Annotated in this window: 12 protein-coding genes; 9 read left to right on the top strand and 3 right to left on the bottom strand. The window is 42.8% G+C overall.

Features of this window, described 5'->3' with window-relative positions; translation table 11 throughout:
• The first annotated feature begins 48 nt into the window (after window positions 1-48).
• The 5 genes from M5J74_RS28365 to M5J74_RS28385 all read left to right on the top strand — a co-directional run bounded on the left by M5J74_RS28365 (window position 49) and on the right by M5J74_RS28385 (window position 4,922).
• Window positions 49-951: an Rpn family recombination-promoting nuclease/putative transposase gene (locus tag M5J74_RS28365; protein WP_250014609.1), complete on the top strand. Its 903-nt coding sequence runs from the start codon at window positions 49-51 to the stop codon at window positions 949-951.
• A 79-nt stretch (window positions 952-1,030) separates the two neighbouring features.
• Window positions 1,031-2,458, top strand: coding sequence for a ribulose bisphosphate carboxylase small subunit (locus M5J74_RS28370; protein WP_250014611.1), 1,428 nt, complete (start codon window positions 1,031-1,033; stop codon window positions 2,456-2,458).
• A gap of 502 nt (window positions 2,459-2,960) precedes the next feature.
• Window positions 2,961-3,236, top strand: coding sequence for a hypothetical protein (locus M5J74_RS28375; protein WP_015157223.1), 276 nt, complete (start codon window positions 2,961-2,963; stop codon window positions 3,234-3,236).
• Window positions 3,237-3,290: 54 nt separating this feature from the next.
• On the top strand, window positions 3,291-4,124 hold the full coding sequence (locus M5J74_RS28380; protein WP_250014613.1) for a class I SAM-dependent methyltransferase: 834 nt from the start codon (window positions 3,291-3,293) through the stop codon (window positions 4,122-4,124).
• Between the two features lie 177 nt (window positions 4,125-4,301).
• The gene (locus tag M5J74_RS28385; RefSeq protein WP_015157225.1) at window positions 4,302-4,922 is read left to right on the top strand and encodes a hypothetical protein; all 621 of its coding nucleotides are present in this window, start codon (window positions 4,302-4,304) and stop codon (window positions 4,920-4,922) included.
• Window positions 4,923-4,931: 9 nt separating this feature from the next.
• Here M5J74_RS28385 and M5J74_RS28390 read toward each other — a convergent pair whose 3' ends face one another.
• Window positions 4,932-5,879 carry a hypothetical protein gene (locus tag M5J74_RS28390; RefSeq protein ID WP_015157226.1) on the bottom strand — a complete coding sequence of 316 codons (948 nt, stop codon included), beginning with the start codon at window positions 5,877-5,879 and terminating at the stop codon, window positions 4,932-4,934.
• Between the two features lie 543 nt (window positions 5,880-6,422).
• On the opposite strand from M5J74_RS28390, the gene M5J74_RS28395 reads away from it, so the two are divergent.
• On the top strand, window positions 6,423-8,072 hold the full coding sequence (locus M5J74_RS28395; protein WP_015157227.1) for an alpha-amylase family glycosyl hydrolase: 1,650 nt from the start codon (window positions 6,423-6,425) through the stop codon (window positions 8,070-8,072).
• Window positions 8,073-8,106: 34 nt separating this feature from the next.
• Here M5J74_RS28395 and M5J74_RS28400 read toward each other — a convergent pair whose 3' ends face one another.
• Window positions 8,107-10,527: a sucrose synthase gene (locus M5J74_RS28400; RefSeq protein ID WP_015157228.1), complete on the bottom strand. Its 2,421-nt coding sequence runs from the start codon at window positions 10,525-10,527 to the stop codon at window positions 8,107-8,109.
• Between the two features lie 129 nt (window positions 10,528-10,656).
• Window positions 10,657-12,180 (bottom strand): carboxypeptidase M32, encoded by a 1,524-nt coding sequence (locus M5J74_RS28405; protein ID WP_250014614.1) that lies wholly within the window; start codon window positions 12,178-12,180, stop codon window positions 10,657-10,659.
• Between the two features lie 504 nt (window positions 12,181-12,684).
• Here M5J74_RS28405 and M5J74_RS28410 point away from each other — a divergent pair.
• The 3 genes from M5J74_RS28410 to M5J74_RS28420 all read left to right on the top strand — a co-directional run bounded on the left by M5J74_RS28410 (window position 12,685) and on the right by M5J74_RS28420 (window position 17,220).
• Complete coding sequence (locus M5J74_RS28410) at window positions 12,685-12,969, top strand: hypothetical protein (protein WP_250014616.1); 285 nt, start codon at window positions 12,685-12,687, stop codon at window positions 12,967-12,969.
• A gap of 122 nt (window positions 12,970-13,091) precedes the next feature.
• Entirely contained in the window at window positions 13,092-15,386 is a 2,295-nt protein-coding gene (locus M5J74_RS28415; RefSeq protein ID WP_250014618.1) for a filamentous hemagglutinin N-terminal domain-containing protein, read from the top strand.
• A complete protein-coding gene (locus M5J74_RS28420) occupies window positions 15,376-17,220 on the top strand; it encodes a ShlB/FhaC/HecB family hemolysin secretion/activation protein (protein ID WP_250014620.1) in 1,845 nt (614 codons plus the stop codon). Before M5J74_RS28415 ends, M5J74_RS28420 begins: the two co-directional genes overlap by 11 nt.
• The last annotated feature ends 9 nt before the right edge of the window (window positions 17,221-17,229 follow it).

Genomic DNA, 17,229 nt, shown 5'->3' on the forward strand with positions numbered 1-17,229 from the left:
AATAGTTAAAGTGTTTTGAAAGGAGGGGTAGATTCTACCTCTCCTTTTGTGGATTTTTTAGTGCGGTGGTTGCTTCGCAAACCGCTTTTGGCATCGCCCGTGCAAACAGATAGTCTATTCTACGAAATTTTCCAAACCGATCCAAGTATCGTTTTTGAACTTATAGGTAATTTATCCGCTAGAAATATTACCTACAGCTTTGCCTCCCAAGAAGTCAAACAAACTAGCTTTCGGATAGATGGTATTTTAGTACCGCCAATTTACGCTACTGACTTACCTATTGTCTTTGTCGAAGTTCAAGGTTATAAAGACAGCAAAAAAGTTCTTTATTCCAGTTTTTTTAGCCAAATTTTTTTGTATTTACACGACTACCAACCAGTTAATGATTGGCAAGCCATTTTAGTTTTTACCAGACGTAGTTTAGATCCAGGTTTACCTAGACAGTATCGGGTATTTGCATCTAGTTCCCAATTCCAGCGCATCTACTTAGATGAATTAGGCGAAACTGAAAATCTATCTTTGGGACTAAGTTTATTGCAACTCATTGGTTTAAGACAAGAGGTTGCTTCGGAACGGGGTAGGCGGTTGGTAGGAAGAATTAGACGTGAATTAACCGATGCCGGAAATCAGAGAAAATTTATAGAATTAGTAGAAACTGTATTCGTTTACAAATTTCCAGACTTGAGCAGAGAGGAGATAGAAGCGATGTTGGGATTAAACGAACTAAAACAAACCAAAGTCTACCAGGAAGCTTTAGCAGAAGGTAGAGAGCAAGGTAGAGAGCAAGGTAGAGAGCAAGGTAGAGAACAAGGTAGAGAACAAGGTAGAGAGGAAGGTAAACTAGCAGCAGTACCCTTGTTACTGAAAGCAGGATTAACAGTAGAACAGATTGCCGAGCAACTGCAATTAGACATAGATGCTGTGAGAAAAGTAGCACAACAGCAATCTTAAGTAGATCGAGAAAAAGCGATCGCAACAACCAAAAAAAACTTAAGATAAGTTTAAGCGGCTCGACCTATCTGATAGATTCATGAATTACTACATTGCACCTCGTTTTCTCGAAAAAATCGCTGTATTTATCACCAAGAATTATTTAAATATTCCTGGTATTCGCGTACCGTTGATTTTAGGCGTTCACGGACGTAAAGGCGAGGGAAAATCTTTTCAGTGCGATTTAGTATTCGAGAAGATGGGGATAGAAATTACTCATATTTCTGGTGGTGAATTGGAAAGCCCCGATGCTGGAGATCCTTCGCGTTTGCTGCGTCTGCGCTATCGAGAGACAGCAGAATTGATCCGCGTGCGGGGTAAAATGTGCGCCATCATGATTAACGATCTCGATGCAGGCGCAGGACGATTTGATGAAGGCACTCAGTATACGGTGAATACTCAGTTGGTAAACGCCACGTTGATGAATATTGCGGATAATCCAACTAACGTACAATTACCTGGTAGTTACGACGAAACACCTTTACATCGCGTCCCAATTATTGTTACAGGTAATGATTTTTCCACTCTATACGCGCCATTAATTCGAGACGGTAGAATGGAAAAATTTTACTGGCAACCCGATCGCAGTGATAAAGTCGGTATCGTAGCTGGAATTTATTCAGACGACGGACTCTCATCACGGGAAATAGAGCAGTTAGTCGATACTTTCTCCAACCAGTCAGTCGATTTCTTTAGTGCCCTGCGTTCTAGAATTTACGACGAGCAAATTCGCGACTTTATCTTCAAAATTGGTATAGAGCAGGTATCGAGAAGAGTTGTAAATAGTGCCGATCGACCACCAGAATTTAGCAAGCCCAAATTCAATCTATCCCGTTTGATTGAAATGGGTAACTTGATGGTGAAAGAGCAGCAACAAGTACAGAGTTCTCAGCTAGTCAAAGAGTATAATCGAGCTTTAGATGGAAACAGGTATTTTAGAGAATATACTCCTCCAGCGCCACTAGAAAAACCGAAATCATCGCAGCCAGAAACTGTCACTTCGCCCTTTGGTAATGGTGCAGAATCCGCAAAGAATCCAGTAAAAAATTATTCACCTACACAAACGCCTCTTCCTGTTTGGCAATCTGGGAATCGATTTGTCAATGAAAGTATTCAATTGCCCCAAGCTAGTAGTGGAGTAGTAAACTCAGTTGAATCTTACGAGCTTCCAGTTCATAATAATCGTCACAATGAGGTAATATCAACTCAAATTGGCTTACAAACTTTGGAGCAAGTACGAAATTTAATAGCGCAAGGCTACCACATTGGTATCGAACATGTAGATAAACGCCGATTTCGGACTAATTCTTGGAAGAGTTGCGGTCAAAGTATTGTAGGTGAATCAGAAGCAATTACTGCGCTCGAAGTCAATTTGTCTGAATATCAAAATGAGTATTTGCGAATATTCGGAATTGAGCCAAGAACAAAGCGCCGGGTGATGGAAACAATTATCCACCGACCGGAGTAAGTAATTCTCGTTTGAGTGTAATAAATCTGTATGGGCGCGCAGTTAGCTGTAGCGCCTGATTTGTTTTATTGACGGAGGTTTGGCACGTGCGACTGATAGCAATTTTCAATTGGGTAAAACACGCTCTGTAGGGGCGCACGGCTGTGCGCCCCTACAAGTATCACGCACTGATTTACATTTGACTACGGCAGAGAAGATCCCCCAACCCCCCTTAAACAGGGGGACTACAGATGAATTTCTGTAGTCTAGTTTGAGTAACATGGTTTCAGTATGAGTTCAGACAGCAAATATTAAGTTTTATATACAAATAATTTATTGAAAGTAATTATCAATAAAATTTGAGTGTTCCAAAAAAATTTGCCTGTTCCAAAAGTGCGGTGAGCCAGATTCTCGGCTGACACGCAAAATTCGTTTGTCTTCGTCTCATTACATCTAGGTTTCACTGCCAAAATTATCTTGAAATGCAGCTCTCTCGTGACATGCAACCAACTATAGGAATCAAATGTTAATGACAATTTTTCTTGCTTGCTGTGCTTGGGCAATGACAATTGGCGCTTGCGTTAGCGCCATCCTTTCCATTGAAAAAGCCAGCGATCGCATCAAAACACTACATCAAATTCCCTGTTCTGGGTGTGCCTTTTTCACCAACGACTATCGGCTCAAATGCACGGTAAACCCAATAAATGCCTGTACGGAAGCAGCAATTGCCTGTCGCGACTTTGAACCCAGAACTCAGCCATGTCATGCTTGCCGTCAATGTCAGCATAAATTTGAATAGATTGAAACTTGCGATCGCCAAAACTCTAGCCAATTTTTCAGCATCTAAAAGACTATGAGTCAAGTAAAAGAATCGACTGCTAAACTCACGGGTGTGGCTGAAACGCTAACAATTACTCTATACGCTCGTTCTGTAGAAACTTTACGCCAAGATGCTATCCTCAAGGATGAAAAAGCAGTAGAAATTGCCGAAAAGTTAGACTATGACTTTGAGAAATATAGTCAAGGATGGGTATCTCAACTAGGTTGTGTTATTCGTGCCAGAGTTTACGATCGCGCTGTACTCAATTTTCTGCAAACTCATCCTACAGCTATTGTTGTGAATTTAGGTGCGGGACTTTGCACGCGATTTTTTCGCATCGATAACGGTGAGGTGCAATGGTATGAGGTGGATTTCCCTGAAGTCATCGAACTAAAACGCAAGTTAGTAACTCCGAGCGATCGCTATCAGTTAATTTCGAGTTCGCTTTTAGATGCTGCATGGATTTCTAAAATTAATCGAGCAGAAGATCGACCTGTATTAATGATTATGGAAGGGGTTAGTATGTATCTGACAGCATCAGAAGTACGAACCTTATTTCAGCAGATTCACCAGCAGTTTTCTCCAGTCGAGATGCTTTTTGACGTGCTGAGTTCTAAACGAGCAAAGAATACTCAAGCTCACGATACAGTATCTAAAACCAACGCTCAATTTAGCTGGGGAATTGACAATTCTCAAGAACTAGAAACTTGGAATGTAGGAATTAGAGTTAAAGAGGAAATTTATTATTTAACCGAATTTGCCAAATATCCCCACCGTTTGCAACCGTGGTGGTTGAAATACCTAACTCCAATCTTAGTACCTTTATATAAAAAATCTGGTCGAATTTTACGAATTGAGATAGCTTAAAAATTATAGTTTTTTTTGAGTGAAACTCAAGCGTAAGATGGACATCGCCCACCCTACTAAAAAAACTGACGATTGGTACTAGGTTGATATCGGTGGCAATGGATCGGCTTGATGAAGGAGGAGAAGACTACAATGAAAGTACTAGAGTGAAAATAGCTGACTTTCTGGTATTACTCTATGTCTTCCATCAGCCTAACTTGTGTTTTTAGACATTCGCTGAAGCGTCAAGCAGTCAAATTATGTTTTGCGTCTTTAGCGATCGCTACAGTATATATCTCTATTCCATCTGCGATTTCCCAAGAACTCCCGATCGTGCGATCGGCAGCTTTAGATCCAGGGATTGACGTGCCGTGGTCGCAACCTGTAAGAATTATCGATCCATTTGAGGGAGAGTATGTGGGTATTTTCGATAAAAACTTCTTTTATCGACGTATTTTAAATACAAACGCCAGAATACAAGTCGTTAGCCTCTGGCGGAATGATTCGGTACGCTTCTTATTAGCTTATAGCGATCGCGATTGCAATTTTGGTCATGGCTGGTTTGACCATCGTATCAGTAGAGACTGTTTAACCGCAAACGCAGCTTTGGGAATTGCCAATCTATATATCAAAGTCGGCGATCGCGTTTTTCAACTAGAAGGAGATAATAGTAGGTTTCGCGTCAAACCAGATTTAGCCTCTGCCTTGAAAAACTCCCCAAGTGAAAATATTGGCATTCGATTGGTGACGGAAAGCGGAGAAATTGTAGATAGCGAAATCGGGAAGAGTACTGTAGCAGCTTGGAAAGAGATTTATTAACACGTATATTTAAGCCTTTGCTTCAGGTAAGCTTAGTACTTGACGCGCTCCATGCAATTTCACAAATCTTCGATACAACCACATCGTATCTCTTTCGGAGATTCCTTTGAGATTGACGAGATGATGTACTTTTTTCTGAGCGATTCTTTGCAAATAAGGTAAATCTTCAAACAAAGTCAAACAAGCGGCAAAATGCAACACGACTTGCAATAATGGTCGGGGCCAATTGAGATTGCTGTAGATATCGATAATGAGCTTATGCTCGTTAGCACCAACGGGAATAACATTGAACAAAACAGTAATGTATCGCTGGTTATAAACCGGAATACTCAACTCTACCGTATACGGAGTATGTAAGGTTAATCCTACTTCGACTATTGGTTGTCGCCAAATTCGTAACACGTTAGCAGGTGAATCTAACACAGTTTGAAATCTTACCATTCCCCCGCTTTGTGTCGGCTGAATTTGACTAACTCCAATCACTTTAAGGTTGTTAAGACTGAAATGGTGGATTGTCTCTAAGTGTTTGAGATTTAAAAGATGGTAAATTTGGCAAATGTAATGAAAGGGTAAGATATATTCTTGACGAATGACATGTTGCTCTTGCAGCTCTGACATTCTAGCTGTGGTTGCGTGTAAGCTATGCTCATCTATAGAGTTTCGTGCCTCAATTGCATAACTTCTGACTGCACCAATTCCACCAATATTTGAGCTTTCTTCAGGTTTGAGATAAATCCAGCCTAGTAAGAAAAAAGAAGCTGTAAATAAGTGTACCAGCTCTATAGAAGAGACATATCCATCAGTAAAAGCGGCAAAACTGCGATCGACAATACCAAATAACCAGGAAGGAATTCCAAACAGCCACAATCCATTTCTAAAGCTAGAAAAGACTAAGGGAAATTCGATCGCAGGTATATTGTTACTCTTGTAACTTTTATTTAGGGATTCTAGCTGCATAGGATTTTTAGAAAAAATCAGGTCTATTCTAGCCGCATCATCTGAAATTTTAATTCAGTACAAGCGCCATAATTTGGCTGAAAATAATTTGGTTTAGAAAGGGAAAGCTCCAACTATTTCCTTTCCTAGTTTTTAGGTTAGCTTTGTTACAGTTTACTCACCCTCTGCCGCAAGACAAAACACAGTTCTATCTAAATAATGAAAATTTAAAGTTAAATAAAATGTAAGTCTGTATTATCAGCTACACATATCTTAACAAATATTTTGAAGCGCGATCGCGCTCCACTTCAAACTCTGGCTATAGACATATATCTGAAGAAGTACAGTTGATGGAGATAGGATTGAGATTTTTCATAAAATTGATAGAGATGCGATCGAACACTCAGTTAATTCATCAATTTTTGGGACTTGCCTGAAAAGAATCGTTCGCTCGTATATCTTGGGGAGGAAGGTAGATTAACCTATCTTCTACCCCGTGAATGATTTTCAAACTCTGTTTGCGCGTAAGACAATACGGGTGTTCGTCACTGTATTAAAAAAATCATGGCAAGCCCAATAGAATTTAGTTTATTTGCTCCATATAACAAAGGTGCGAAGCTAATTGGCTGCTTTTCCAATTGGGAAGAGATAGCGATGGAAAAAGGTAAAGACGGGTACTTTCGGACAAAAGTTGAATTAGAAGATGGCGTATATCAATATAAGTTTCGCGTCCAGTCTAAATCTTGGTTCTTTGAACCCGACCAATGGGTAGATGTTATCGATCCTTATGCTACAGATATCGATAACCCAACGCAGAATGCAGTAGTGCGGGTAAAAGATGGACAGCGGATTCTGGATACTTATGTATGGCAACACGACGACAAGCCATTACCGAGCGATCGCGAGTTGGTAATATATGAAATGCACGTTGGCGATTTTTCTGGTGGTGAAGACGACCCTCACGCACGCGGTAAATACAAACACGTTGTTGAAAAATTAGATTATCTGTGCGAACTTGGTGTTAACGCAATCGAATTGATGCCAGTTAAAGAATACCCGGGAGATCATAGCTGGGGTTACAATCCCCGTCACTTTTTCGCTACAGAATCCAGCTACGGTTCTACAGAGGGATTGAAAAAACTGATCGATGAATGCCATGCAAAAGGCATTCGCGTTATCATGGACGGGATTTACAACCACTCAGAAGCAGAAAGTCCGCTAACTCAAATCGACCACGATTATTGGTATCATCACGAACCCCGCGACCCCGATAATAACTGGGGACCAGAGTTTAATTACGAATTTTACGATGAAAATTTAGAAACATATCCAGCACGGAAATTTATTGGCGACAACGTGCGATTTTGGGTGGAAGAATTTCATATTGATGGCATTCGCTTTGACGCTGCAAGACAAATTGCCAACTATGACTTCATGCATTGGATAGTGAATGAAGCCAAGCAAAAAGCCAGCATGAAGCCATTTTATACTGTTGCCGAACACATTCCCGAAACAACATCCATTACTAATGTAGATGGTCCGATGGATGGTTGCTGGCACGATAGTTTTTACCACGATGTTTTGGCGCACATTTGCGGTGACACCTTCGACTTAGAAAGACTTAAAGATGTCATTGACTGCAAGCGTCAAGGCTTCATGGGTGCAACTAATGTTGTCAATTACCTGACCAACCACGACCACAACCATTTGATGGTAGAGTTAGGCGATCGCCAAATCTTTGACGAAGAAGCTTTCAGGAGAATTAGATTGGGAGTTGCCTTATTAATGACAGCTGTTGGTGTTCCTTTAGTTTGGATGGGTGAAGAGTTTGGCGAATATAAGCCAAAAACAACTGAATCTGCCAAAATCGAGTGGGGACTGCTGGGCAACGATCTCAATCGCAACTTATTTGAATACTACAAAGGCTTAATTAACCTCCGCAAGCACAACCACGCGCTTTACACGGAAAATATCGATTTCTTCCACGAAAATCCAGAAGCTAAAGTCGTAGCTTACACTCGTTGGAACGATGAAGGTTCTCGCGTAGTTGTAATCGCTAATTTCTCAGAAAACTTCTTAGCTGGGTATCGCGTCGATAACTTCCCTGCTGCTGGAAAATGGCACGAATGGACGGGGAATTACGACCTCGAATCTGGGGAAGATATGCTGCTGGACATTGGTCCTTACGAAGCCAAAGTTTTTGTTTGGCAGTAGTAAGGTAGGGTGCGTTGTTAACGCACCCGATAACTTAACGATGCATGTGTTGTTCTAACAATTGTTGCGCCCTTGGACGATAAATTAAATAGAATAAAGCCTCAAGATAACGCAACAAGTCTTCGCGGTTTTCTTTGGAAATAAAATTCCAGAAACCGTAAATTCGTGCCAGAGATAGCAGGCGCGTAGTATGAATTTTCCAAGTATAAGTGCTGTAAACTCGGTCAATTCCTCGCGTGGAAATTTCATACCAATAATTAGGATTTTGTTCGCATTTCGTCACAAATTCCAAAATTTTATCGGCTGTTTCCTCTAGATGCGTTGGGTTGATGTAGAAACCATTTACCTTATCTTGAATGATTTCTAGCGGTCCCCCAAACTGAGTGGCAAAAGTCGGTAAACCAGAAATCATCGCCTCTAATACGGTTAAGCCGAAAGCTTCAAATAACGCTGGCTGCACGAAAATACCGTGACGGTCAGCAATGACGCGGTAAACTTCCCCAGAAGCAGATTTAGGCAAGCGTACCCCTAACCAGCGAATCTTGCCATGCAAATTGTACTGGTCGATGATGCTATAAAGCTTGACAATTTCATCCTTTTCTTCGTTGTCTTCCGATTCTTCAACGCGCAATTTCCCAGCAATTAAGATTAAATTGCAATGTTCTTGCAATGCTTCGCTTTTCCCAAAACACTCAGCTAAACCAGTTAAGTTTTTGATCCGGTCTAACCTGGCTACCGAGAAAATCGGACGCTTGCTGGGGTCGTCGAGTTTGCCATAAGCTTGAACGGGATCGTCCAAGGTAAATAATAGGTCTTCTACCCGTTCGCGATCGCTTGGCACGCGGTCTTCCATCCGCGAATATGGGAAGTAGTAACTTTCATTCACACCAGGCGGAACCACGTTAAATTTAGGACTGAATAGTTCGACTCCGCTGACAACGTGGTACAAGTCTGGCATTGTAAAGGACTTGTAGGATTCATACTGCCCGACACTATCGCGAGTCCCGACAATTTCTTGGTAGGTGCTGCTAATGACAAAATTAGCCGCATTCATGGCAATCAGATCGGCGGTGAATTGTAGCGAGAAGTGATATTTATCTTCTAAATCTTGCCAGTACAGGTTGCTAAACAAATACTTGGACTTTTCTAGCGCGTGGGCAATATTACACTGAGTAATCTTCATCCGCCGCGATAGTAAGAATGCGACTAAATTACCGTCAGAATAGTTACCGATAATTAGATCGGGTTTTCCATGCAATTCTGCTAGTAATTCCTTCTCAGCATCGATCGCGAAAGTTTCTAGGTAGGGCCATAACTCAAACCGCGAGATCCAGTTTTGTGTCAGTTTAGGATTGAATTCTCGCAACGGGACGCGCAAGATCCAAGCATTTTCCGTTCCATAAACTTTCTCTAATCTTTGATTGCAAAGAGTTCCATCGCTATTAGGAATTAAGCGGGTGAGAATGACAACTTTCGGCTTCACATTCATCCCGTCCAAACCCGCCAGGGTCGTATCTTCCTGCAACTGTTTTTCTAAACTTTTTACCTGGTCGAGGATGTATACCACCTGACCCCCTGTATCGGGTCGTCCCAAAACTCCCTCTTGTCCGAACCAGCCGTGGGATGAAACAAGGGCGATCTTAAAGATCATCGGAATCCGAGAAATAAAAGCTTCCAGGGTTTGCGGATCGGGAGAATCGATCAATTCATCGAGAATACTTAAAGTGTCTTGTACCCGCCCCGCCGTGTTTCCCCAGCCAGGTTCAAACCCCATCATTTGTAAGTCAAATTTGAAATTTTCGTAGGGTTCTTCACTGGCGCGATCGCCCACAAATGCGATCGCTCTTTTGATTTGATCGGATAATTGTTGATGGGACTTAATTCTGCCGTTAATTAGCAGTTGAATTCCATCATATTGATGTACCTGGAGAAAGTTAAACATACTTTCCAACCATTGTCTGGGGTCTTGAAACAATTTGCTGGAAAGATAGCGGTTGAGATACTGTACCCCCTTACCAATATTTTTCGGGTCGCGAATGGTGGGAGTGTAGTCGTAAAAAGGTCCAAAATCGAGTTCGAGAATATCCCCTTCATTTGGATGGTAGCGGTTGACAAAGCGATCGCGAACATCAAGCAATTCCTGTATCGTCAGCACTTCTACCATCAAATCTTCTGTGATTCGATAGAATTCTTGACTGGCAATTTTTTGGCGGATAATTAAACAAAGATTACCATTTTCTAGAATGATTTCTTGGGTATAGTAAATGAGCTTACCCAGATGAGAACCGCTATAAAATTCAGCCGACTTTTGGTACTTATTGCAGTACTCGACATACGACATCAGAATGTCGTTTCTCAACAAATACTTCTTATCTTGATGACGAATCTCGCTAAAAAACTGGCGCAGATCGCTTCTTTCTTCACTATCGAGAACAGTTTGCAGCAGTTCGGACATGATAAATTCCCCAAGAATGTTGTAGTTGGTAATTGGTAGTTGGTGAGTGGTAGTTGGTGAGTTGCTAGTGGCTAGTGGAACCAGAATCTTGAATCCAGTCACTAGTCACTAGTCACCAGACACTACTCCCTAAATTCCATACAATTCGCCAAATTTCTGTTTGATGTAGCTGATAAAGGGTTCGATTTGCAGGGGACTACCAGTCACCCGTTGGATTAATTCCGCCGCCGTATACTTGCGACCGTGTTGGTAGAGGTTTTGTTTCAGCCAGTCGTGCAAGGTGGTAAAGTTACCAGAGGCGATTTGTTGAGGAATTTCTGGATGTGCTTGCGTTGCAGTAGCAAAGAATTGAGCGCTCATTAAGTTACCGAGGGTATATCCTTGGAACGCACCGCCAATCGCACCACCGTACCAGTGGACATCCTGTAAAACACCAATACTATCGTTGGGTGGGGTAATGCCAAGATCGGATTTGTAACGTTCGTTCCAAGCGTCAGGAAGGTCGCGAACTGCTAATTTACCTTCTAATAGCTGCAATTCCAGGTCGAAACGAATCAAGACATGGAGATTATAGGTGACTTCGTCGGCATCGGTGCGAATGAGCGATCGCTCGACTTTATTAATCGCTCGGTAAAATGTTTCTAAGTCAACTTTTCCTAACTGTTGGGGAAAGGTTTCCTGCAACTGGGGATAAAAGCATTTCCAAAAAGGACGACTTCTGCCCACCATATTTTCCCACAACCGCGATTGACTTTCATGCACTCCCGCTGAAGTTCCTCCCGCTAGTGGCGTGGCTTCGTATGCCCGACTCACTCCCTGTTCGTAGAGTGCGTGTCCGGTTTCGTGAATCGTACTAAATAGCCCTTCGTTCAAGTCATTTTCGCGCACGCGAGTGGTGATGCGGACATCCCCTGTAGAGAATTTAATCATGAAGGGGTGTAGGGTTTTGTCCTGTCGTCCCCTTTGAAAATCGTAACCGAGTTGTTCGATAACTTTGAAGCTGAAGTCTAGTTGTTCGGCTTCAGGGAAATGCTGGTGCAAGCAAGATGCGTCGGCTACGGGTTGAGAAGCAATTGCTTCGACAATGGGGACGAGTTCCTGACGCAGTTGAGTAAATAGCGATCGCACGCTCTTGACTGTCATGCCATAATCTGCATCTGCAATCAATGGATCGGCAATATGCTCGTACCCAGGAAAAAAGTTAGCGCGATCGCGACTCAGTTCTAATGTCTTTTCTAAATAAGGCGCAACTGTAGCAAAATCATTTGTAGCCCTTGCCTTTGCCCAAACTTCATAACACTCAGCCGTATGTTGTGAAAACTTAGCTGTAAAAGCAGGGGGAATATTGACCGCACGTTCGTAGTCGTGGCGCGTGATGCGGATCAGGCTTGCTTCATCTGAATCGTAGGCTAAGCTTTGTTCGTAAGGGCGTAAATCTTCTAATAGTTGTCCGATTTGCGGGTCGGTAAATTTCGTGTGGGCAATCTGCGCTAGCGTGGCTAATTGCCTTCCCCTTGCTGCTGCGCCTTCGGGAGGCATATACGTTGCTTGATCCCAATAGAGGAGGGATGCAGCCGATTCAATGTCGTTAATCTCTGTCAGGAGGGTTTTAAGTTGGGCGAGTTTGGGTTCTGTCTTTTCCAGAGTTTGCATGGGCTGAGCGTGTGGATTCTAGGTTCCTTTTGTCAATACTAAGTCCGACTTGCCCAGATGTGCATGGAAGTGCCAACTATTTTCAGGAAACAGGAAACTCTAGTCTGATAGCAATTCTCGATTGCGTGCGTGACATTTGTAGGGGCGCTTTCTCTGTGCGCCCCTACGGATCGCGTGTTTTACCCAATCGAAAATCGCTATGAGAAAGGGCGAATGTAATCCGTAACTACATTAACAAAGTCTGTTAGCGCAGACTCATGGTAGATCGGTTAAGCCTTTATAGCGGCGATTTATAATTGCCAAGCTTCAGCTTCTTGCTTCCCACCTGAAAGCATCAGATCGCTTGTACAGCATAACTATTTCAAAAATCGCTCGATTTAGCACAAAAGTACTATGATTGACAGATTTCGGGAACTCAACTTATTTCTTCTGTATTGAAATTTAGCTGTGGGCGATCGCTGTCAACCGATCGCTGACAAAATAGAGTTTTCTAGGAGAAGCACAATGGACAACGATGCTATTCAACAAGAAATAATGGCACTTCTCAATCAGGAAGATATATTGTCCTCACTAAATAACATATTTCAAAAATATGGCGTGTTAGACACTAAAAATATTTCCATAGAATTCAATTTTTTTGAGAAAACACCATCCGATCGCGATTGCCGTCCAAATACCAGCGTGTTGCCAGATCCCTCACCAGATAGTGTATTCCGAACCACTGCTTGGTTTTGCCCTTGCCCCCCAAACCAAGCTTGTGCGCCACCTCCTGGTAAGTGGATTGGGTGATACAGCCACAGGTATGTTTAGAATTATTCCTGCAACAAGAGGGGTTTTCTAAGTTATATTGTTGCCTGTCTGACATACTCAGATATGCTCTTAAGTATGTCGATGTCTGAGTAAATTTAAAAATGGCTCAAAGTAGGAGTAGTTGGGGTTGGCGGCTACGGCTGGCGTGCTGTGTAGCAGTTAGTGGAGCGATCGCTACTGAAGATCGGATTTCAGCTCAGGTTGTTCCCGACAATACATTAGGTGCTGAAAGCTCATCAGTTAACCAAACTACTCCTCTAACTTCTCAAATTGAAGGTGGAGCAGCGCGGGGTAAAAATCTATTTCACAGCTTCGACCAGTTTTCTATCCCAGCAAATGGTGAAGTGCGCTTCAATAACGATGTAAATATTGAAAATATTATCACCCGCGTGACTGGCTCTAGTGCTTCTAATATAGATGGCGCGATCGCCGCTAACGGTAGCGCCAACTTATTGTTAATCAATCCAAATGGAATTATTTTTGGCACTAATGCCTCGCTCAATATTGGTGGTTCATTTCTCGCTAGTACAGCGCGTAGCATTATTTTTGCCGATGGCACTCAGTTCGATGCAAATCATTCTCAAACTCCGCCCTTACTAACAGTTAATACGCCGATCGGCTTGCAATTTGGCTCCAATTCTGGCGCGATCGTTAACCGCTCTCAAGCGTCTCTCAACGGAGCAGTAAATTACTTTGGCTTTCCTGCTGGTTTACAAGTAGTGACAGGTAAAACATTAGCACTTGTAGGAGGTAGTATTTTACAAGAGGGTGGAAATATGACAGCAGCAGAGGGACGAATTGAACTAGGCAGTGTTTTCGATAATAGTTTAGTGAATCTCAAGCCCACAGAAAAAGGCTGGAAGTTGGGATACGAGCAGGTACAAAATTTTCAAAATATTGAGTTAAATAGCTTTGCAAACATACCTTATTTAGATGTCAGTGGTGAAAGTAATGGCGATCTTCACCTTCAAGGTAAGGTAATTCAAATTAACAATTATGGATTGACCTCTATAAATAGACAAGAAATACAGCCAGGAAATTTGACTATAAACGCCTCAGATAATATAGAATTGGCGGGCGTAAATACCGTAATATCTACTTTAACTTTTGGAGCAGGAAATGGCGGAAGTATTACTTTCAATACTAAAAATTTAACCGTGAAAGAAGGGGCGCAAGTTTTTACTTCTACTTTTGCTACAGGTGCTGGAGGAAAATTAACTGTTAACGCATCAGAATCAGTACAAATAATCGGTAGTTTTCCTTTGTCTATTGATAATTTTGAGGCATTTAGTAGTTTATCTAGTGCAACTGCTGCTGCTGGAAATGCAGGGGACTTAACAATTAATACTTCAAAACTCATTGTCAGAGATGGAGCAAAAATATCCACAGCCTCAGAGGGAATTGTTTTCGATCTAACTCTCAACCAGTTCGTACCAGCAACAGGCAAAGGAGGAAACCTCACTATCAACGCATCTGAATCTGTAGAGCTGACGGGGACTACAAAAAATGGTTCTCCGAGTACCTTAACTGCGATCGCTCAAGGTGGTGCAACTGCTGGAAATCTGAGAATTAATACAAAAAGTTTGACGATTGGGAATGAGGCGGAAATAAGTGTCAGCAGTTTCGGTACGGGTAATGCAGGCAACTTGGAAGTTACAGCTAATTCCATCCGTGTAGAAGATGGTGGCAAACTTACTGCTACCAGTAAATTCAGCAGTGACGGTGGAAATATAAACTTACAAAACCTGGACTTACTTACATTACGCAACAATGGTGAAATTTCTACTAGTGCGGAAGGTGCAGGCGATGGTGGCAATATAAATGTTGATACAGACAATCTAGTACTAGCAGAAAGAAGCAAAATTACAGCTAAAGCTGTCGATGGTCGCGGTGGTAATATCAGCATTACAACCCAAGGACTCTTTGTGTCTCCCGATAGTACGATCGATGCCAGCTCCGATCGCGGCATTAATGGAATCGTAGAAATTAGAAGACCAGATGTAGATCCCAGCGCTGAATTAGTCATCTTACCAGCAGATGTCGTCGATGTCAGCGGTTTGGTGGCTCAAGGGTGTGCTGTAGATGGCGTAGCATCAGGAGAAAGCAGCTTCGCGATCGCTGGACGAGGTGGCTTACCTCCAACTCCTGCCGAAACAACTAGAAGCGAGTCCATCTTGGCAGATTTGGGCATTGCAGAAAAGTCAAAAGTTAGAAGTCAAAAGTCAAAAGCAATTTCGACTCCCGCAGAAATTTCCAATAAAGTTAATCCCGCCCCACTTGTGGAAGCTACAGGGTGGGTGGTAGGTTCTAATGGTGAGGTCATACTGACTGCTTCTGTTATTACCGATACGCTTAATATTCCTTGGTTTAGACCGAATAGCTGTAATGGAACGTAAATTTTACAATAGTTTTGCATCCCTCCTCATACAAATAACGGGAGGGATTGGTTGTATAAGCATTAGTTTTTGTTTACTGACTCCTAGTCTTAATGCTAGCCCCGATCCGGCGGTCGTTGCACGGACAAACTTACAAGCACAACTCCCAATCGCTCAAACTCCCCGTCTCCCTGCACCGCCTCCGCGTCCCCAAGATGTAATTCCGCGCTCCGAACCCGCGCCTCCAGAACTCCCGACACCCGCTCCCTTACCACCACCAGAAGATTTATTACAGCCACCTGATGCACCTCCCACACCCGCACCTATACCGGGAAAAATTCCAGAAAAACTAACAGTTAAAAGGTTTGAGGTGACTGGCAGTACGGTATTTAGCCCCCAAGATTTCGCGAAAGTTTTAGCTCCCTTCACAAATCGATCGCTGTCTTTTGCCGAACTGTTTCAAGCCCGTACTGCTGTTACGCAACTATATATAGATAAAGGATATATTACCTCTGGGGCTTTAATTCCACCCCAAGCCATCCAAGACGGCGTAGTGAAAATTCAAGTCGTCGAAGGGGGATTAGAAGCAGTTAACATACAGGGAACGCGGCGATTAAGACCTAGTTACATTCGCGATCGCATTCCGCAAGCCACACCCCTGAACCAACAACGCCTGTTAGAGGCTTTGCAACTGCTACAACTCAATCCCTTAATTCAAAACCTCTCAGCCGAACTTTCAGCAGGGACTCGTGCAGGTACGAGCGTGCTAGATGTCACTGTGAAAGAAGCAGATACCTTTGATACGCAAATTGTATTGGATAACGGGCGATCGCCTAGTGTTGGTAGCTTCCGGCGACGGGTGCAATTGAATCAAGCTAATTTACTCGGATTTGGCGATGGGTTGAGTTTTGCATATAGCAATACCGATGGTAGCAACGGCATAGATGGTAGTTATACAATCCCCGTAAATGCTAAAAATGGCGCGGTTAGCTTGAATGTTGGATTTACCGACAGCAACGTGATCGAACCTCCATTCGACGACCTCGAAATTGATGGTAATTCCCGCTATTTTGAACTCAGCTATCGTCAACCTATATTGCAATCTCCTAATCGTGAATTCGCTCTTGGTTTAACAGCAGCGCGGCGTGAAAGCGAAATTTCTTCTGATGTTTTAGAAGAGTTTGACTATCCTTCCTCTTTGCTATCACCAGGCGCAGATGAGGATGGAGATACTCGCATTTCAGCCGTCCAATTCTTTCAAGAATGGACGCAACGTAATACCAGAGAAGTATTTGCAGCGCGATCGCAATTTAATTTAGGTGTGGGAGCATTTGACGCTACGATTAACAGCGATGCTCCAGACAGTCGCTTCTTCTCCTGGCAAGGACAAGCGCAATGGGTACGGTTGCTGGCTCCCGATACTTTATTCCTACTCCGTACAAATATCCAAATTGCTGACGATCCGCTCGTACCTTTAGAACAATTTGGCGTAGGTGGACTCGAAAGCGTCAGAGGCTACCGTCAAGATGCACTGCTATCAGATGGTGGTTTATTTGCTTCGGCAGAACTGCGCATTCCAGTTTATCGCGTTCCCGAACGGCAATTGACACTACAAGTCACGCCCTTCGTCGATTTTGGAACGATTTGGAACGAAGCTGGGCGATCGGTGGATGATTTGACTCCGCCTGAAGACGAAGATACCTTAGTATCGGTAGGCTTGGGATTGCGCTTTCAACTAGCAGACACCGTAACTGCTCGTCTAGATTGGGGTATTCCCTTAGTCGATATTGAAGACCGCGATCGCACCTGGCAAGAAAACGGCGTATATTTTTCGGTCAATTACAGTTTGTTTTAAGGCAAGAGG

Source organism: Chroococcidiopsis sp. CCNUC1 (assembly GCF_023546805.1).
Taxonomy (GTDB): Bacteria; Cyanobacteriota; Cyanobacteriia; order Cyanobacteriales; family Chroococcidiopsidaceae; genus Chroococcidiopsis; species Chroococcidiopsis thermalis.